This is a genomic window from Pseudohongiella nitratireducens (genome assembly GCF_001642735.1).
Classification (GTDB): domain Bacteria; phylum Pseudomonadota; class Gammaproteobacteria; order Pseudomonadales; family Pseudohongiellaceae; genus Pseudohongiella; species Pseudohongiella nitratireducens.
Map to the genome: position 1 here is coordinate 26,783 of NZ_LWHM01000008.1, position 19,241 is coordinate 46,023.

General features: G+C 50.6%; 19 protein-coding genes. 17 read left to right on the plus strand and 2 right to left on the minus strand.

Features of this window, described 5'->3' with window-relative positions; translation table 11 throughout:
• The gene (locus PSCS_RS04100; protein ID WP_068810538.1) at positions 1 to 1,359 is read left to right on the plus strand and encodes a tetratricopeptide repeat protein; all 1,359 of its coding nucleotides are present in this window, start codon (positions 1 to 3) and stop codon (positions 1,357 to 1,359) included.
• A 114-nt stretch (positions 1,360 to 1,473) separates the two neighbouring features.
• Entirely contained in the window at positions 1,474 to 3,393 is a 1,920-nt protein-coding gene (htpG, locus tag PSCS_RS04105; protein WP_068810539.1) for a molecular chaperone HtpG, read from the plus strand.
• Positions 3,394 to 3,480: 87 nt separating this feature from the next.
• Here htpG and argS read toward each other — a convergent pair whose 3' ends face one another.
• Positions 3,481 to 5,208 carry an arginine--tRNA ligase gene (gene argS / locus PSCS_RS04110; protein ID WP_188619158.1) on the minus strand — a complete coding sequence of 576 codons (1,728 nt, stop codon included), beginning with the start codon at positions 5,206 to 5,208 and terminating at the stop codon, positions 3,481 to 3,483.
• A gap of 177 nt (positions 5,209 to 5,385) precedes the next feature.
• On the opposite strand from argS, the gene PSCS_RS04115 reads away from it, so the two are divergent.
• The 14 genes from PSCS_RS04115 (at position 5,386) to PSCS_RS04180 (ending at position 16,491) form a co-directional block, all read left to right on the plus strand.
• Entirely contained in the window at positions 5,386 to 6,372 is a 987-nt protein-coding gene (locus PSCS_RS04115; protein WP_188619156.1) for an RluA family pseudouridine synthase, read from the plus strand.
• Positions 6,373 to 6,529: 157 nt separating this feature from the next.
• Positions 6,530 to 7,087, plus strand: a complete 558-nt coding sequence (locus PSCS_RS04120) for a YceD family protein (protein WP_068810540.1) — start codon at positions 6,530 to 6,532, stop codon at positions 7,085 to 7,087.
• A gap of 36 nt (positions 7,088 to 7,123) precedes the next feature.
• Complete coding sequence (gene rpmF / locus PSCS_RS04125; RefSeq protein WP_068810541.1) at positions 7,124 to 7,303, plus strand: 50S ribosomal protein L32; 180 nt, start codon at positions 7,124 to 7,126, stop codon at positions 7,301 to 7,303.
• A gap of 2 nt (positions 7,304 to 7,305) precedes the next feature.
• The gene (plsX, locus tag PSCS_RS04130) at positions 7,306 to 8,331 is read left to right on the plus strand and encodes a phosphate acyltransferase PlsX (protein WP_082866546.1); all 1,026 of its coding nucleotides are present in this window, start codon (positions 7,306 to 7,308) and stop codon (positions 8,329 to 8,331) included.
• 18 nt (positions 8,332 to 8,349) lie between these two features.
• A complete protein-coding gene (fabD, locus tag PSCS_RS04135; protein ID WP_068810542.1) occupies positions 8,350 to 9,288 on the plus strand; it encodes an ACP S-malonyltransferase in 939 nt (312 codons plus the stop codon).
• Positions 9,289 to 9,338: 50 nt separating this feature from the next.
• Positions 9,339 to 10,085 carry a 3-oxoacyl-ACP reductase FabG gene (gene fabG / locus PSCS_RS04140; protein ID WP_068810543.1) on the plus strand — a complete coding sequence of 249 codons (747 nt, stop codon included), beginning with the start codon at positions 9,339 to 9,341 and terminating at the stop codon, positions 10,083 to 10,085.
• Between the two features lie 233 nt (positions 10,086 to 10,318).
• Positions 10,319 to 10,552, plus strand: coding sequence for an acyl carrier protein (acpP, locus tag PSCS_RS04145; protein ID WP_068810544.1), 234 nt, complete (start codon positions 10,319 to 10,321; stop codon positions 10,550 to 10,552).
• A 119-nt stretch (positions 10,553 to 10,671) separates the two neighbouring features.
• On the plus strand, positions 10,672 to 11,916 hold the full coding sequence (fabF, locus tag PSCS_RS04150) for a beta-ketoacyl-ACP synthase II (protein ID WP_106387074.1): 1,245 nt from the start codon (positions 10,672 to 10,674) through the stop codon (positions 11,914 to 11,916).
• Positions 11,917 to 11,924: 8 nt separating this feature from the next.
• Entirely contained in the window at positions 11,925 to 12,896 is a 972-nt protein-coding gene (pabC, locus tag PSCS_RS04155; protein WP_068810546.1) for an aminodeoxychorismate lyase, read from the plus strand.
• A complete protein-coding gene (mltG, locus tag PSCS_RS04160) occupies positions 12,880 to 13,929 on the plus strand; it encodes an endolytic transglycosylase MltG (protein ID WP_157885617.1) in 1,050 nt (349 codons plus the stop codon). The genes pabC and mltG overlap by 17 nt, the downstream gene beginning before the upstream one ends.
• Entirely contained in the window at positions 13,916 to 14,575 is a 660-nt protein-coding gene (tmk, locus tag PSCS_RS04165) for a dTMP kinase (RefSeq protein ID WP_068810548.1), read from the plus strand. Before mltG ends, tmk begins: the two co-directional genes overlap by 14 nt.
• Complete coding sequence (holB, locus tag PSCS_RS04170) at positions 14,572 to 15,552, plus strand: DNA polymerase III subunit delta' (protein ID WP_068810549.1); 981 nt, start codon at positions 14,572 to 14,574, stop codon at positions 15,550 to 15,552. Before tmk ends, holB begins: the two co-directional genes overlap by 4 nt.
• The gene (locus PSCS_RS04175) at positions 15,519 to 15,950 is read left to right on the plus strand and encodes a hypothetical protein (protein ID WP_068810550.1); all 432 of its coding nucleotides are present in this window, start codon (positions 15,519 to 15,521) and stop codon (positions 15,948 to 15,950) included. Before holB ends, PSCS_RS04175 begins: the two co-directional genes overlap by 34 nt.
• 34 nt (positions 15,951 to 15,984) lie before the next feature.
• Entirely contained in the window at positions 15,985 to 16,491 is a 507-nt protein-coding gene (locus PSCS_RS04180) for a DUF411 domain-containing protein (RefSeq protein WP_068810551.1), read from the plus strand.
• Here PSCS_RS04180 and PSCS_RS04185 read toward each other — a convergent pair.
• Positions 16,485 to 17,687, minus strand: coding sequence for an NAD(P)/FAD-dependent oxidoreductase (locus PSCS_RS04185; RefSeq protein WP_068810552.1), 1,203 nt, complete (start codon positions 17,685 to 17,687; stop codon positions 16,485 to 16,487). The two genes, PSCS_RS04180 and PSCS_RS04185, sit on opposite strands and share 7 nt — an antisense overlap.
• 141 nt (positions 17,688 to 17,828) lie before the next feature.
• On the opposite strand from PSCS_RS04185, the gene gorA reads away from it, so the two are divergent.
• The gene (gene gorA / locus PSCS_RS04190; RefSeq protein ID WP_068810553.1) at positions 17,829 to 19,196 is read left to right on the plus strand and encodes a glutathione-disulfide reductase; all 1,368 of its coding nucleotides are present in this window, start codon (positions 17,829 to 17,831) and stop codon (positions 19,194 to 19,196) included.
• The last annotated feature ends 45 nt before the right edge of the window (positions 19,197 to 19,241 follow it).

Here is a 19,241-nt window from a genome sequence, read left to right on the forward strand (position 1 = left end):
ATGATGTTAGCAAAAAATGTGCTTAGATCCGCCATTGTTGCAGCCATGCTGGCGACAACACTGACTGCGGGAGAGGTCATTCTTTCTACGCCTGCCTACGCGCAGGATGAAGATGACGGTCCTCGTGAACCGCCACCCACGCGTCGTTCTGACACGCTGAGTGAGCGCGTTTATCGTGTGATCGCAGAAATCCAGGAAATGCTTAGCCCGTCAGAAGAGGGTGTTGAACCCGATTTGCCCGGTGCAAAAGAAGAACTGGATGAACTTAACGAGCGTTACGACAGCCTGAATGATTTTGAGAAATCAACGCTGTTGAACTTCTATACCAACTACTACCTGGCAGTCGAAGACATTCAGAGTGCACTCGATACTTTCGAGCGGATTCTTCAGATTGAAGATCTGCGCGTTGATTCACGATTACGTGCTCTGCAGTCTTCAGGTCAGTTGTATGCTGCAGAAGAACGGTTTGAAGAGGCTATTGGCCGCTTGAACGCATGGCGGGACTTGTCAGATGAAGAAAGCGCGACGGTCTTTCAGATTCTGGCACTGGCTCACTACAACCTGCAGGAATACGACGTAGCGATTCCTCACCTGCTCAGCTATATGGACTTGTTGCGCACAGAAGGCCGTGAGATTCCCAAGAATATCTACAGCCTGCTGAACGTCATGTACATTGAGCAAGAGAACTATGACGCTGCCCTGGAAGTGACCAAAACCATGGTCGCCCTGTTCGATGAAGCATCAGACTGGCGCAACCTGGCGGCTATCTACGGCTACCTTGATGATGAAGCCAGGCGCATCCAGTCTCTGGAACTGGCTTATCATAAAGGTTACCTGGAAAATGAAGGCGAGTTCCTGAACCTGGCGCAGTCACTGGCTGGTCTGGATGCTCCTTACCGCGGCTTGCAGATCATGCAGGACGGTATGGAACAGGGAATCGTTGAAAACAATGGTGATAACCTGCGCCGTCTGACTCAGATGTACATCATGGCATCCGAGTTTGAAGCAGCAGTCGAGCCGGCAGAGCAGTTAGTGGAAGTGGTTGACGATGCTGAGGCCTGGGATTATCTGGGCTATATCTATCTGATGAACCGTGACTACGAAAGTGCCGCTGATGCAATGCAAACAGCACTGGATCGTGGTGGTCTGGAAAATGCTGGTGAAGTTCAACTATCTCTGGCAAGGGCTCTGGTAGAGCTGGATCGCTTTGACGAGGCGCTGGAAGCTGCTCAGGCGGCCGTGCGTAATGATGTTAACAACGCCAGTCAGTATGTGACATTTGTTGAAACAGCCAAGCGTCGTCATGAAGCACTGCAGAACCAGAAAGAAATGGCCATAGATTATTATCGCCCGGTCTGATTTCTGGCCTTGAAATAGCGGGACAACGTCCCCATAAAAACCCGAAGCCTGCAGAGGTTTCGGGTTTTTTTATGCCCAAGATAACTATCTTGAAAATGTTATAGAGGAAAGGACATGACAGCGGAGACAGATTTACAGCAGGAAACACGTGGCTTTGAAACGGAAGCCAAACAGTTGCTGAAACTGATGATTCATTCACTTTACAGTAACAAGGAAGTCTTTCTGCGTGAGTTGATATCCAACGCATCCGATGCGGCCGATAAACTGCGTTTTGAGGCATTGTCGAATGCTGATCTTCTTGAGGATGGCAGTGAGCCCAAAGTGATTGTCGATTTTGACAAAGACGCGGGAACAGTCATTATCAGTGATAATGGCATCGGTATGTCTCGTGACGATGTCATCAGCAACCTGGGTACCATCGCCCGTTCAGGCACGGCGCAGTTCCTTGAGTCTTTAAGTGGTGATCAGAAAAAAGACTCGCAACTGATCGGCCAGTTTGGTGTGGGTTTCTATTCAGCTTTTATTGTGGCTGACAAAGTAGAAGTGTTAACCCGCAAGGCAGGGAGTAACACTAATGAGGCAACCCTTTGGACTTCTACCGGTGAGTCAGACTACACACTGGCGACATCAGAAAAAGCCGAACGTGGTACTACGATTACACTGCATTTGCGCGAAGACTGTAACGAATTTGCAGATGGCTTCCGACTCAAGCAGATTGTTAAAAAGTATGCTGATCATATTGCCATTCCGGTACTGATGCCAAAAGCACCAGAACTGGACGAAGAGGGCAATGAAAAAGAGGCTGAGAAGGAGTTCGAACCGGTAAACGATGCCAAAGCGCTGTGGACCCGCCCTCGTACTGACGTTTCTGAAGAAGAGTATCAGGAATTCTATAAACATATTGCTCACGATTTTGAGAAGCCGCTGTCATGGAGCCACAACAAGGTAGAAGGCAAACTGGAATATACTTCATTATTATATCTTCCAGCCAAAGCGCCTTATGACCTGTGGAATCGTGACGGTGCCCGTGGCCTGAAGCTCTATGTTCAGCGCGTTTTTATCATGGATCAGGCAGAGCAGTTCCTGCCATTGTATCTGCGCTTCATCAAGGGTGTTGTTGATTCCAATGATATTTCATTGAATGTTTCTCGTGAAATCCTGCAGAAAGATCCAGCAGTCGACTCCATGCGCAGTGCGCTAACCAAGCGTGCCCTGGACATGCTGTCCAAGCTGAAAAGCAAAGATGCCGAGGCTTATGCCGGTTTCTGGAAAGAGTTTGGCCAGGTATTGAAAGAAGGCCCGGGTGAGGATTTCTCCAACCGGGAAGCCATTGCCAAGTTGCTGATGTTTAACAGCACCCACGCTGACAGCACAGGCCAGGACCAGTCACTGGAAGACTATGTGACTCGCATGAAACCTGAGCAGGAAAAGATTTACTATCTGGTAGCTGAGTCTGAGAAAGCGGCGAAAAACAGCCCGCACCTGGAAATTTTCCGCAAGAAAGGTATTGAGGTGCTGCTCCTTTCCGATCGGATTGATGACTGGTTGATGAGCCATCTGCACGAATTTGATGGCAAGAGCCTTCAGGACATTACACGCGGTGAACTGGACTTAGGCAAACTGGATGATACCGAAGAAGACAAGGCTGAGCAGGAAGAGCGCGAGAAAGCACTTCAACCCTTGCTTGAGCGTGTCAGTAAAAGCCTGGGCGATCGCATCAAAGAAACACGCATCAGTCATCGCCTGACCGATTCGCCAGCCTGCCTGGCGCTTTCAGAGGATGATATGGGGGCACAAATGCGCCGTATCATGGAAGCTTCTGGTCAGCCGGTACCGGAGACCAAACCGGTATTTGAGTTAAACGGAGAGCATCCATTAATCGAAAAACTGGATAAAGAAGCCGACGAAGAGCGCTTTGACGACCTGATATCTCTGCTATTTGACCAGGCCAGCCTGGCAGATGGAAATGAGCTGGAAGATCCAGCCCGGTTCAGCCGCCAATTGAACAAGCTGTTGCTTGAACTGGCTCAGTAGACAATCAAAGTCGTCACATAAAAAACGGGGCAGCTTTCATAGAAGGCCGCCCCGTTTTTTATGTGCAGTGTTTACTACGAAAATGCGCTACATTTTGTGCAGAGGCTCAATGCCCAGCAGGTTCAGACCCTGTTTAAGCACTTCTGCGGTCAGTGCCGCTACACCCAGACGACTTGCCTGCTGTGCCGGTTCCGCTTTGAGAATAGGGCAGCTCTCATAGAACTTCATAAACGTACCTGATAACTCATACAGGTACTGGCAAAGCTGATTGGGATAACAGTCTTTGCCCATTTGCTGAAGCACTTCTGAGAACTGGCTGATTTTCAGAACCAGTCGACGTTCAGCGTCAGCAGTCACCGTGATGTCATTACCCGGTTCAACACCTTCTTGTGCCAGTCGACGGATGACACTTTGGATCCTTGCAAACGCATAAAGCAGGTAAGGAGCCGTATTGCCATCAAAGGACAACATCGTACGCCAGTCGAAAATGTAATCACTGGTCCGGTTCTTGGACAGATCAGAATATTTAACGGCGGCAATGCCGACAGTTTTGGCGATCTTGTGTCGCTCTTCTTCTGCCAGGTCGGGATTTTTCTCTGTGACCAGGTCAAAAGCACGCCTGACCGACTCATCCAGCAAATCGCGCAACTTGACGGTATCACCACTACGGGTTTTAAACGGCTTGCCGTCCTCACCCATCATGGTGCCGTAGGCAATATGCGTCAGCTCACAATTGTCACTGACAAAGCCGGCCTTGTGTGCCACGGCAAAGACTTGCTGGAAGTGAAGACTTTGTCGTGCATCCACAACATAAAGAATCCGGTCAGCTTTTAATTCTTTGCCGCGGAAGCGAATGGCTGCCAGGTCTGTGGTTGCATACAGGTAACCACCATCACGCTTCTGTACGATAACGGGCAGGGGTGAGCCATCTTTGCCCTTGAATTCATCCAGGAACACACAGTTGGCGCCATCGTCTTCGGTCAGTAATTTTTCTTTACGCAGGTCTTCAATTATCACAGGTAAGTCGCTGTTATAGAAGCTTTCTGCGCGAATATCGTCTTGCGTCAATGCAACGCCTAACTGGTCATATACCGCCTGACAATGTCCCAGGGACTCATCAATAAACCGCTGCCAGGCCTCCAGGCAAGCCGGATCGCCTTGCTGCAATTTAACCACGTAGCTGCGTGCGGTTTCGGCGAATTCAGGCTCACTGTCAAAACGCTGCTTGGCTTCCCGGTAGAACACTTCCAGGTCAGCCAGTGACCTGCTGGCTTCCTGGTTGCCAAGGCTCTCCAGGTGGGCTATCAGCATACCGAACTGAGTTCCCCAGTCACCAACGTGATTCTGGCGGATGACATTGTTGCCCAGGGCACTTTGGATGCGGACAATGGCATCACCGATAATCGTGCCTCGCAGATGCCCGACATGCATTTCCTTGGCCAGGTTGGGGCTGGAGTAGTCAACTACAATGGTTTGTGGCGAATCCAGGCGAGCAATCAGGTTCGATGGGGCAATACGATATTCTGAGGCTTGCTTGTTAAGCCACTCATCGGCCAGCGTGATATTGATAAAGCCTGGGCCGGCAATTTCCAGTTTGGCGATCAAATCATTGCCCGGTATTGCATCCACCACTTCCTGTGCCAGGTCGCGTGGTTTTTTGCCTAGGCGTTTGGCGATGGCCATCACACCGTTGGCCTGGTAATCACCAAATTCAGGGCGTGTGGCGTAAATGACCTGCGCATTGATTTCCTCTGCGGCCATGCCACTTGCCTGACTCATTGCCTCGCTGACAATCACGTCCAGTCGGCTTTTTATCGTATGCATCTTGTTTTCCTGTCATCCATCCTGCGAAATCAGCGTGAATTCTACACTAAATGCCTGCCAGGCGCTGATTCTGTGCACAGGCACAGCCCTGCAATCTGCTATCATGTGTGGATTTCCTGGTATTGGCAGGATAATGACGGCTAAACAAGGCTAATTTAATGAGTTGCAATGAATCATACTGATAACAAGACAGGCATGGAGAAAGTGCAACCGGGCGCCGACGGCGAAAACCGACCTCGTGTGCGTTTTTTTGACGTGGACGAAAATTCTCACGGTCAGCGGCTGGATAATTTTCTTGCCAGTCGTTTAAAAGGTGTGCCCAAGTCTTTGATTTATCGTTATATCCGTAAAGATGAGATCCGCATCAACAAGAAGCGCTGTAAACAGGATACCCGCCTGACAGCGGGTGATCAGGTGCGCGTTGCACCAATCCGGATATCCACTCAGCAGGCGACGGCGGCTCCTGGCGCGGAGTTGCAGGCAGCTCTGCGCTCGGCCATTGTTTATGAAGATGAGTGCCTGATCGCTATTAACAAGCCGGCTGGTCTGGCCGTTCACGCCGGCACGGGCTCTCCTCGCGGACTGATTGAAAGTCTTCGTCATATGGGGGGAGAGGGGAGCTACCGGGAACTCGTACACCGTTTAGACAAGGAAACCTCTGGTTTGATGCTGATCGCCAAGCAGGCGAAAGCATTAAAAAAACTTCAGGATGACTTTCGTGCCAGACGTGTAACCAAAGTCTACCAGGCCCTGGTCCATGGTCATTGGCCGGCTACGCTGAACAGAATAGATAAGCCCTTAAGTCGCAGGCAGCCAACTGAAGGCGAGCGTATTGTTGTTGTTGATAAAGCAGGCAAGCCTGCCGAGACAGCATTTCGGTTACTGAAACTGGCAGGGCGGAACAGCCTGATTGAAGCGCGCCCTAAGACAGGCAGAACACACCAGATTCGGGTTCACTGTCAGCAGGCTGGGCACGCTATAATCGGTGATAGCAAATATACGCCGGCAGGGCAGTCACAGGCCGAAGGTAAAGAGCTGTTTTTACACGCGGCATCGTTGCAGTTCACCCACCCGCTTTCCAGTGAGCAGATGACCCTCAATGCTGAACTTCGGCCCAGTATGTCACGATTTATCCAGCGCTATTGCCGAACTTGATAGACAGGCAATAGCGCCACGCACAACCCACTAATTATGATAAAATGGTCGAATTAGTTGGCCGAGCCTGCTCTTTTGATGTAGTTCGGCCCTAATGCATTAAAAATCAGCATTTTTTTTTGACAGATGCCTTGCTTGTCCCTATCATTGCGCGCCTATGGCTGACACCCTCGATTTTTCCACTCCTGTCCCCCAGATTCTGGATGCCCGGAAAGTATTCCGGCAAGGACTGGCAATTGAAGGCTGTATTGCCATCAGGGAACTGAAACGGCTTGCAGATTGTCTGATTGACCCTGCAGGTGATGTCAGTGCAGCGCTGTCGTTTGGTTTTGATGAGCAGCGCAGACAGGTGATTAGTGGTGAAGTGACCACCAACGTCAATGTGCAGTGTCAACGCTGCCTGGAGCCAGTTGCTGTTGAACTGGTTGAGTCGGTTAATCTGGCACTGGTCCGGACGGAAGAAATGGCGAAGTCATTGCCAGCTTCACTGGACCCCTGGATATCTGAGGACGAACAGATTCGACCGGCAGATATTATAGAAGAACAGTTGATTCTGGGTTTACCCATTGCCGCCACACATGATGATTGTGAGTCGGCGATGCCTGTAGCCGGGGATCTTGAAGAAACGGGTGAGAGCGGGGCCGAGGCCCAGCCATCCAAACCAAATCCATTTGCGGTTCTGGCGAGCCTGAAGGATAAGAAGCCAGATTCGTAAGTTGGTGAATTTTGCATACTGACAGGAGCAATCCGAATGGCCGTTCAAAAGAGTAAGAAGTCTCGTTCACGTCGTAACATGCGTCGCAGCCATGACGCACTGGGTGGACCTACGCTGACTATCGACAAAACAACTGGTGAAGTACATCGTCGTCACCACGTGACTGCTGATGGCTTTTACAAGGGCAAAAAAGTCCTGAACATCGGCGACGAGTAAGTTTGACTCAAAACCGGCGCATTGCTGTTGATGTAATGGGAGGTGATTTCGGGCCTTCCATTACTGTTCCGGCTGCCCTGGATGTGATGTCTCGTCACCCCCGGCTTGAGCTTGTATTAGCCGGGGATGCCAGCAAAATCGAACCGTTACTGGAGGCCAATAAGGCAGACAGGCAGCGGATCGAGGTTTTGCACTGCAAGCAGACGATCAGTAGTGATGACAAACCAGAAGGTATCCTGCGAAGCGGCAGGGGATCTTCTATGTTTCTTGCCATCGAACAGGTGCAAAAGCAACTGGCCGGTGCTTGTGTCAGCGCAGGTAATACAGGTGCATTGCTGTTGGCTGGACGTCATCTGCTCAAGACGATACCGGGCATCGAAAAGCCCGCCATCATGGCCACAATTCCAGTGACCCGCTCCGGAGGATATAGTTACCTGCTGGATGTGGGAGCCAACTTGCATAATACCCATACGGAATTGTTCGGTTTTGCCCGTATGGGCGCTCTTGTTGCCACTTCCTTGTCTGGACGCAGCCCTTGTCGGGTCGCACTCCTCAATAACGGGGAAGAAAGCTCAAAAGGAACGGCAGTTATTCAGGATGCCGCCAGGCTGCTTTCAGCATGCCAGGACTTCGAATACATCGGTTTTATCGAAGGCAACCAGATATTTAGTGGCCGTGCTGATGTCATTGTCTGTGATGGTTTTACAGGAAATATTACCATCAAGGTCAGCGCCGGCGCCGTAACAGCTATGAAGCGCCAGATACAGAGAAGTATTAGCAAACACTGGTACTACCGGATGTTTTCGTGGATATTATCTCCGCTATTCAGTGACTTGCGAAAAGAAGTTGAACCTACAAGATACAATGGTGCGACGTTGATCGGATTGCAGGGCATTGTGGTAAAAAGTCACGGTCATGCGGACCGGACCGGATTCAGTCGTGCGATAGAGCATGCAATCAAACAAATAAACGATAATGTGCCGGCGTTAATTGCCAGTCGAATGGCTGCAGACCCGGTGTCACATTGATGAAATAGAGTGGCGGACATGCAGAAGATTGCTTTCGTATTCCCAGGTCAGGGCTCCCAGCAAAAAGGCATGCTGGCTGAATTGTATGCTGACAAGCCAATCGTTGCCGATACCTTTGCAGAGGCCTCAGAAGTACTGGGGACAGACCTCTGGCAGATTGTCAGCGAAAACCCCGATGGACTCCTTGACCAGACTGCCTATACACAGCCAGCCTTGCTGACAGCCTCATACGCCATTTGGCGTGCCTGGATGCAGGAAAAAGGCCCGTTGCCTGACATGCTGGCCGGTCACAGCCTCGGTGAGTACTCAGCGCTGGTTTGTGCTGGCGTGCTTACGTTTGCCGACGCTGTCAAACTGGTCAATTTGCGCGGCTCATTCATGCAGGAAGCTGTTCCCGCCGGTGTCGGTGGTATGGCTGCCATTATCGGTATGGATGACAGTCGCATTGATGGTATCTGTCGCGACGTTGCTGACGGTCAAAGTGTCTCTGCAGCCAACTATAATTCGCCTGGCCAGACTGTTATTGCCGGCGACAAGGCTGCTGTTGAGCGCGCCATGGAAGCCTGCAAAGAAGCCGGTGCCAAGCGTGCATTGCCGTTGAATGTATCCGTTCCTTCTCATTGCGCACTGATGAAACCAGCCGCTGACAGGTTAGCTGAAGCCATGCAGGACGTGTCCTTCAAGGCGCCTTCCTTGCCGGTTGTTCAGAACATTAATGGCCGCGCTTGCCGTGAACCGAGCGAAATACGCGAGAATCTGCTTAAACAACTATATATGCCAGTGCAATGGGTCGATACGATTTACTGCATGCAGGATTTCGGCATAGGTACGATTGTAGAGTGTGGACCTGGTAAGGTACTGGCCGGCCTGATCAAGCGAATTAACAAAGATATACAAAGCTACAGCACGGATAGCAGTGACGTACTGAGCACAACGCTTCAGACGGTTTCACAGTAATCGATTAGCAGCCGCGCTACATAGCCGGAAATACAATAGGGAGTCTGCAAATGAGTCTGACTGATAAAGTCGCACTAGTCACAGGTGCCAGCAGAGGTATCGGTCGTGCCATCGCTCAGGAATTGGGTGCACAGGGCGCTACTGTTGCGGGTACAGCAACGACTGAGTCTGGTGCTGCATCCATTACGGAATTTTTTAAGGAAAATGGCATCAAAGGTTCAGGCTTCTGTGTTGATGTTTCTTCCACCGAAGCAGTGGACGGCCTGATGGCAGAAATCACCGAACAGCTGGGTGCCGCCCCATTGATCCTGGTCAATAATGCCGGGATCACGCGTGATAACCTGCTAATGCGCATGAAGGAAGATGAATGGCACAGTGTCATTAATACCAACCTGAACTCTATGTACCGCGTTTGTAAAGCAGCGCTGAAGTCCATGACCCGAGCTCGTTGGGGCCGCATCATCAACATTTCATCCGTTGTTGCATCCAGCGGCAACCCGGGACAAAGCAATTACGCAGCCAGTAAAGCAGCGGTAGAAGGATTTAGCCGCTCCCTGGCACGAGAGATTGGGTCGCGGGGCATTACCGTCAACGCCGTTGCGCCAGGTTTCATTGATACCGACATGACGCGTGCACTGAATGAAAAACAGATAGAAGCACTGTTATCCCAGATACCACTGGCGCGCTTCGGAAAACCAGAGGAAATCGCCAAAGTGGCTGGTTTCCTGGCTTCCGATGCTGGCGGCTATATCACGGGTGAAACCATTCAGGTTAATGGTGGAATGTACATGGCCTGATTAAGACGACGAGGGTATTTTATCGAATAAAAACAGCATCTCAAAGAAGGTGCAAGCCATTAAAAAACAAGAGAAAAGTCTCTTTTTTGCAAGAAAATTGGAAGATTGAGATTACAAGCACTGTAAAATCCATGTAAACTTGCGTTTCAGATTAATTCAGTTGGTCAGAACATAACCAATTTAATCATCGGAATGCATGACTAAACTTTAGGTACTAGGAGCTAATAAGAGTTATGAGCAGCATCGAAGAACGTGTGAAAAAAATTGTCTGCGAGCAGCTTGGCGTCAAAGAAGACGACGTTAAACCGTCTTCATCATTCGTCGAAGATCTGGGTGCAGATTCTTTGGACACCGTAGAATTGGTTATGGCGCTGGAAGAAGAGTTTGAAACTGAGATTCCGGACGAAGAAGCAGAAAAAATTACGACTGTACAGCTGGCGATTGATTACATCAACGAGCACCTGTAAGCACGTATTCGGTTTCATCAGGAAACCCTGAAAAAGCTACTCCGGGCCAGTCCTTGGGGTAGCTTTTGTCTATCTGCGTATTTATTCTGTATTAGAATACCAACAAGGAGATTTGCGCTTTGAAGGGCAGGCGAATTGTAGTTACTGGACTCGGCATGGTGACGCCGCTTGGCAACGATGTTGATACCACCTGGCAGGGACTGCTTGAAGGAAAAAGCGGCATTAATGCGCTTGAGCATTTTGATGTGTCATCCTTCACCACACGCTTTGGCGGTTCTATCAAAGATTTTGATACCGATCCTTATATGTCGGCCAAAGAAGCCAAGCGGATGGACGTTTTCCTGCGTTACGGCATCGCTGCTGGGGTCCAGGCAATGCAGGATGCCGGGCTGGATGATAAGGAAGGATTCAATCCGTTAAAATTCGGTGCGGCGATCGGCTCTGGTATTGGCGGCATTACTGCGATTGAACAAAATGCAGAGACTATCCGCACCAGTGGCCCGCGTAAGATTTCCCCATTTTTTGTGCCAGGCTCCATCATCAACATGATTGGCGGCACGCTTTCCATTCGCTACAACCTGCAAGGCCCCAATATCGCCGTGACAACGGCCTGTACCACAGGTACGCACAATATTGGCCTGGCGGCGCAGATGATCGCCACCGGCCAGGCTGACCTGATGCTTGCCGGTGGGGCCGAAATGGCGACGTCTCCGGTAGGTCTGGGAGGCTTTTGCGCAGCTCGGGCACTCTCTACTCGCAATGATGATCCACAGGCAGCCAGTCGCCCCTGGGACAGGGATCGTGACGGTTTCGTGCTGAGCGACGGTGCCGGCATTCTGGTGCTTGAAGAGTATGAACATGCCAAGAAACGCGGCGCACAGATTTATGCCGAACTGACCGGATTCGGCATGAGTGCTGACGCCTTTCACATGACGTCACCTTCCGAGAACGGTATCGGTGCTGCCAACTGCATGCGTAATGCACTGGAGGACGCCGGGCTGAATCCTGAAGATATCGGCTATATCAACGCTCATGGCACCTCGACCCAGGCAGGTGATATTGCAGAAACACAGGCTGTACGTAGCGTGTTTGGAGATGCAGCCGACAAGCTCGTGGTTAGCTCCAGCAAATCGATGCTTGGACATCTGCTGGGTGCCGCCGGAGCGGTAGAGGCGATTATCAGTATCCTGTCTCTGTACGAGCAGGTGGTAACGCCGACCATCAACCTGGAAAACCCTGATGAAGGCTGCGACCTGGACTATGTGCCTGGTGTTGCCCGCCCGGTCAGTATTAATGCTGCGCTGAGCAATTCCTTCGGGTTTGGTGGTACCAACGGTTCATTGATCTTCCGTCGCATGAATTAATTTTAGTCGTGACTAGACGAGGCTGGCAGTCCCTGACATTTATTGATGGTGAGCAGTCTGACAGCCTGCCTGTCACTGACCGTGCGACGCAATATGGCGATGGTCTGTTTGAGACGATGCGCTGGAATGGCAGTGAGCTTCTGCTACTCGATGCGCATCTGCAACGCCTTGAACGTGGATGTCAGCGACTCAAGCTACCACTGAGCCTGAGCCACCTGTGCAAGCAGGTGGATCTTTTTACCACTGAGCTAAAGAAACAAGGCTGCCCGGCGGCGGTCGTTAAACTTATCGTTAGCCGAGGTAGCGGTGGCCGAGGGTACTTGCCACCGGAGCCCGCGATCCCCCGCTTGATACTCCAGTCTCACCCGCTACCGGATGCCCTGGAGCGCCTTAGCCTGGATGGTATCGCAGCCCTGCAAAGCACAATCCCAATCACAGAAAATCCCTTGCTGGCTGGTATCAAGCATCTCAACAGACTGGATTCAGTACTGGCCAGCCAGGAACTCTCTGCTCTGCGTCATTCACACCCTCAGTACGCTGACTTAAGTGAAGCACTGCTCTGTGATGCCGGTGGTGCCTTTGTAGAAGGGAGTCGCAGCAATATATTTGCTGTGGTTGATGGCATATTGATGACTCCCGAACTGTCCCGTAGTGGTGTCGCTGGCATTATGCGGGATGCATTACTGGCTAAATGCCAGCAGACTGGTATCGCTTTTAGTATTGGCACGTTGCCACTGGATAAAATCATTGCAGCGAGCGAGCTGTTTATCTGTAATAGTGTCATTGGGATTCAGCCTGTGCATACGCTTTACCTGCAACGGACAGGTGTAGCTGAGGCTTGCGAGGCCCATGATATCGTTGCTGAGGCAGCCCCCGGGTCAGTAACCACTCAACTAACACGTCAGTTAACATTTACCGAGCGGTCAGTAACGGCACGCTGTCAGGCTTTGATCGGAGAGTTCTGTGGCAATTCCAGCTAGTGTATACCGTAAAGGGGTGATCATCGCTGCAGTTTCTATGCTAACACTTTGCATGGCAGCCATTGCCATCATTGTCTGGTTTAACCGTTACCTGGAGACACCTGTGATCGCGTCGTCTGAGCAGGCAGCGGGTGACATCGTTTTTACTATTGAACCGGGTTCTGGCATGAACCAGATCGCAGCAGAGCTCACGGTTGAGTCAGGCTTGAAGTGGCCTGGACTGTATTCATTATGGGTCCGCTACCTTGGTCTGGATCGCCAGATTCAGGCCGGAGAATACCGCATTGAACAGAACATGACTCCCCGGGAAATTGTTGATCTGTTTATATCAGGCAAGCACATCCAGTATCCTGTGCAATTTATCGAAGGCTGGACTGTTGATCAGGCGCTGGCAGCGCTCTGGGCCACAGATACTGTCGAAGCAACACTTCAGGGGCTTTCCCATGACGAAATCAAAGAACGTCTGGGCATCACGTTTCCTGCGCTGGAAGGCAGTTTTTTTCCAGACACCTATTTCCATACGCGCGGTACCACTGACCAGCAAATTCTCCGTCAAGCCAGTAACCGCCTGACTACGTTATTGAATGAGGCCTGGCAGGAGAGGGCAGAGAACCTGCCTCTGAATTCGCCATGGGACGCCATGATTCTGGCATCGGTTATTGAACGCGAAGCTGGCAATCATGCGGAGAAGGCGGATATCGCTGGTGTTTTCGTCCGCCGCCTCCAGCAAGGTATGCGTCTGCAGTCAGACCCCACCGTCATATATGGTATGGGAGAGCGGTATCAAGGTAATATTCGCCGTCAGGATTTGCGTGAGGAAACGCCCTGGAATACATATAGAATCAATGGTTTACCGCCAACACCTATTGCTTTGGCCGGTTATGAGTCCATTGTGGCCGCATTGCATCCAGCGGATGGTGACTCACTGTACTTTGTCTCACGTGGTGATGGCAGCCATCAGTTCTCAGCAACACTGGAAGCGCATAATAAAGCAGTTAACCAGTACATACGGAATCAAAATGACAGTCAGTAATAACACACCCGTCAGTGGCCGCTTTCTTACCCTGGAAGGCGGCGAGGGCGTGGGTAAATCGACCAATATCCAGTTTATTACGCAACTGCTTAAGAAGCAGGGTATTGATTGCCTGGTAACGCGAGAGCCGGGTGGGACTGAGCTGGCAGAGAAAATACGGGAATTACTGCTCAGTGATCACAGCGAGCCAGTGGGTGAATTAACTGAATTATTATTGGTTTTTGCGGCCCGGGCTCAACACTTACAGCAAAAAATCAAACCGGCACTGGCTGCTGGCAAGTGGGTATTGTGTGACCGCTTCACAGATGCCACTTTTGCCTACCAAGGCGCGGGCAGGGGATTAAACCGTGATGTCATCGCTGCACTGGAAGCGCTGGTGCAAGGAGAGTTACGGCCAGATTTGACCGTGCTGCTGGATATTGATCCCGCTATCGGACTTGCCCGGGCTGGCCAGTGCGGCACGCCGGATCGTTTTGAGAAGGAAAAACTGACTTTTTTTGAGCGTGTTCGAAAGGGGTACCAGGAGCGGGCCGACGCTGAACCTGGGCGCTTCTTAGTCATCGATGCCTCTGCACCTCTATCAGAAGTCCAGGAAGAAATAGAGCGCCGCCTGTTGCTGTCATTAAACTTGAGTGATCAACCATGACTTCGACAAGCTATTTCTCCTGGCAGCGCGAATCCTGGTCATCTCTGATCGAGCAGGTGGGCCGTAACCGTCTGGCGCATGCTTATTTGCTGATTGGGCCTCAGGGAACCGGCCGCTTGGAGTTTGCCCGGTATTTCGCGCAATGGCTGTTGTGTGAAAATCAGGATAAAACACAGCACAAAGAAGCCTGCCAGCAATGCCGGTCCTGTCAGCTGTGGCTCAGCAGCAACCATCCGGATTTTTTCGAAGTTACCCCGGAATTACCGAGTAAGATCATAAAAGTAGATGCCATCAGAGCATTGAGCTCACGTATCAACCAGACCAGCAACCAGGCCGGATCAAAGCGGATCATCATTATTCGTCCGGCTGAGGCGATGGCGGCTGCAGCAGCAAACGCACTATTAAAAAGTCTGGAAGAACCGCCTGAGGGAGTTGTTTTTCTGCTCGTTGCCAATGCGGATGCCAGTTTGCTGGCTACGGTTCGCAGCCGCTGCCAGCCAGTAAACCTGCCTCTGCCCGGTGTTGATGAGGCGATGACTTATTTGAAAACAGTTAGCCCCGCCGAAACACCAGAGCAGATGCAAGAAGCTTTGAGGTTGGCTACAAACAGACCAATGCGTGCCGTTGAAATGACGGAAGCTGGAGTACCAGCCTGGTTTTCCGAGATGCAGCAGATGATCAAAAAAATGGAAACAGGTCACCTGCTATCAATGGAAGTGGCAAAACAATGTGAGCAACAGCCCAGTCAATACGCTATACCATTGTTGCAGCAACTTGTATTGGAAAAGGTTCGCAGCAGTGCGCTTGATTCAGACAATGAACAGTACCAGGCCACATCAATGGTCTGGCAAAAGGTGTATCAGGCATTGACTGCTGCCCAGCAGGAGTTGGCTGCCACAGCAAATATCAATCCGTTAATGACCTATGAGTACCTCTTTACGCTATGGCAGAGAGCGGCAATAAAAAGCGACAGTTAAAGCACCCCTTTCATCTTGCTCGTTATCTTGACGGCGCGGCTCTCGCTCAATGCTGGTTGCCCTTCATTGGTGAAGGGGCTGTGTTCGTTCCAGCTCAACCAGTCCGGGCATCTTTGCCGCCACAGGTACCTGTTGGGCAAATCCTGCTGCTTCAGTTACCTGAAGGCAATCAATACTGCCTTCAGGCCAAGACCCTCATGATCCTGCCCGCCGGTACAGGCCCGCAAAACAAGGGCGGATATCTAATGCTATTACTAAAACCACCAAGAGACTTTGTTGACGCGGTGGAACACTGGATTCATACCGACAACAACCGTGCTGATTGGCCTGTGATGAAAAGTATTCCACAATGGCTGCTCAGTTGTGCAGGCAAACAATCAGACAACGCGATACAATAAGTCTGTCTGTTGAATTCAAAATGGAGTCTCTGCCATGATCCGGTTTTTTGCGTTGACCTTTCTCTCCGTATTGTTGTTGTCCTGTTCACAGGAACAAGAGGGTAGCCAAGCCGTTGCAGCCAGCGCTAACGGTACAATTGCCATGGAACTGTACAAAAGCCCGACTTGCGGCTGCTGCGGGTTCTGGCAGCAACATGCAGAGGAGAGGGGATTCGCCTTTACGGTAATGAACCGTGATAATGGAGAGCTGACACAAGAGAAGCTCAGACGTGGTATTAACCTGCGTTATCACTCCTGCCATACGGCAGTGGCTGAAAGCGGCGCTGTATTTGAAGGCCACGTTCCTGCTTACCTGGTCCACCAGTACCTGGCTAACCCTCCTGCAGACACGATTGGCCTGGCAGTACCTGGCATGCCAATCGGTAGCCCGGGAATGGAAGTGGGTGAGCAACTGGCGCCCTACGATGTCATGCTCCTCAATGCCGATGGTAGCGCTGAGGTTTACGCACATATTTCAGATATGCAGTCGCAATATCAGTGAAACAGTCCACTCAGCCTGATCCGCTGCACGGCATCTTCAGCCAGTGACAGACTTGAGGTCAGGCCGGGTGAGTCAATGCCCAGGTATTGCAGCAACCCGACACCTGATGCCAGCTGGTCATCAATCTGAAAGTCAGTATATCCAGCAGGACTTTTCCATTGGCAGCGTATTCCGCTGTAATCCGGTTGCAGCCTTGAAGGGTCCAGAGACGGATAGTACCTGGAGATCTGCTGAATAAAGTGATCTAACCGTGCTGAATCCACCTCATAGATGGTTGCAGCGCTAAGATTGGCGCCTTTAATAGCTTCAGAATCCAGCTGCAGCCGTTCGACATCCGGGCCAAATCGGCACTGACCTGCTAAATCCAGAGTCGCATGGACACCCAGACCACGCCCGTCCCTGGCTGGCACAGGGTAAACCAGGCTGGAAAATGGCGACTGGCCGCTGTATCCAAAATAGTTTCCTTTACTGTACTCAAAGTGACCTCGTAACCAGTCAGGGCGTCGCATCTGTTCGCCACATTTTTGATACAGCTCATTAGCCAGAAGAGGTGCAGTCAATCCTGCAGCGTTGATCAGCAGTTGTGAGGAAACAGTAAATTCACTGAATGTGTTGTGATCCCTGAATACCAGTGAAAATGCCGTGTGGCCTTTATAGGAATATGGGCTGATGGCGATCAGCTCGGTTGCAAGCGCAATGGTTGTAGCCGGGATATCTGCCTGAAGTGCCAGCATTAACTGGTGAGAATCGATGATTGCGGTAGCAGGGGAGAATAGCGCCTGGTCAGCCTTAATATTAGGCTCAAGTTGTTTTAATGCTTTCCGTGTCACATGCTCTAGCGAAGTCACACCACAAGCGCTGGCATTGCGCTCAATGCCCAATAACGTAGCTTCTTCACCTTCATTGGCAACAATATATTTCCCTGAATTGTGACAGGGAACGTGACGCTCCTCACAAAACTTCATCAGTTTCTGATGACCTCTAATACAGTGCTTCGCTTTTAGCGAATGCGGCGGATAATATAATCCGGCATGCAGAACTTCGCTGTTCCGTGCGCTAGTCACCATGCCAGGATTTTGATTTTGCTCGATAAGCATGATGGTGAGGTCAGGGTAGGCCAGATTAACCTGCCTGGTGATTGACGTACCGATAACGCCTGCGCCAATGATACAAATATCGATATCAGGTGAACTCAAATGAATGTCCAGATTGCGTTGGAAATGATAATTGTTATTTAAATCATTCTATCGTATTCAGGCTGAGTTGCAGCAGGGCTGTTTTGTTCATAAATAACACGCAATAATGTCCACGCTAAATTCTCAACCTGGAATTGTCTGATGATAGATACTAAGAAACCTGAATATGATTTTTTTGTGATTGGTGCCGGATCTGGCGGCGTTCGAGCGGCAAGGACAGCTGCTTCGCTGGGTGCCAAAACGGCTATCGCTGAATCCAGGTTCCTGGGTGGCACCTGTGTCAATGTAGGCTGCATACCCAAAAAGCTTTACAGTTATGCTGCTCATGCATCACTGCAGACCCAGGTAAGTGAATCTTACGGTTGGTCAGGCTCGAGCCGCTCTTTCGACTGGTCTGTATTAAAAAAGAACAAAGACACAGAAATTCAAAGACTTAATGGTATTTATCAAAATCTGCTGGTAAATGCCGGTGTCGAAATTCATCACGGCAAAGCAACAATCACAGAACCGGGCCTTATTGAGGTAGCGGGGCAGTCAATCCGTGCACGGCATATCCTTATTGCTACCGGAGGAGAACCTTTTATTCCAGCAATCCCGGGCTCTGAACTCGCGCTCGATTCTGATGGATTTTTCGCCCTGGAAAAGCAGCCAGAAGATGTCATCGTGGTCGGTGGTGGCTTTATTGCCTGTGAACTTGCAGGTGTTTTCCACGGTTTGGGAACACAAGTCACCTTAGTGCATCGTAGAGACAAGCTTTTAACTGAATTCGATCAAGATATCAGTGATTTTTATAGCAATCGAGCGATCGATCAGTATAATACGCGCCTGAAAACTGAAGTAGTCCGGATTGAAGCAGTCCCGTCATCAGAGAAAAAACACGTTTATTACTCTGATGGGACCGAGCAACAGGTTGACCAGGTCATTTTTGCCACTGGAAGACGCCCCAATACTGCGGGCCTTAACCTGGCAGAAATTGGTGTTGAACTGACTGCCAAGGGTGCTGTGAAAGTCGATGATTCATTCCAGACGAAACTCTCCGGCGTATACGCCGTTGGTGATGTGATTGATCGTGTAGCCTTGACACCTGTGGCTTTAGCTGAGGGGCAGGCGCTGGCACATCACTTGTTCGGACAACAAAAAAACAAATCAACAGTTTCCTATGAGTTAATCCCCTCTGCGGTGTTTTCACACCCGCAGATTGCAACAGTGGGCCTGACAGAACAGGAAGCCAAAGCCAAAGGAATTGAGTTTGATCGGTATTTAAGCCGTTTTCGCCCGTTACTTTACACCATGGGTAAAGAGGATGAATTCAGCTTGATGAAGTTACTGGTTGAGAAGGGAAGCGACAAGGTCATCGGCATACACATGGCCGGTGATGACGCAGCAGAGATCATGCAAGGCATGGCTGTTGCGTTGCAAGCAGGCGCGACCAAAGCAGACTTTGACAGAACAATCGGTATCCATCCGACAGCTGCTGAAGAGTTTGTGACAATGAGAACACCTGCTTGAGAATTAATGTCACGATAAAGCGAAGTTGTATAAGGCTTTATTACA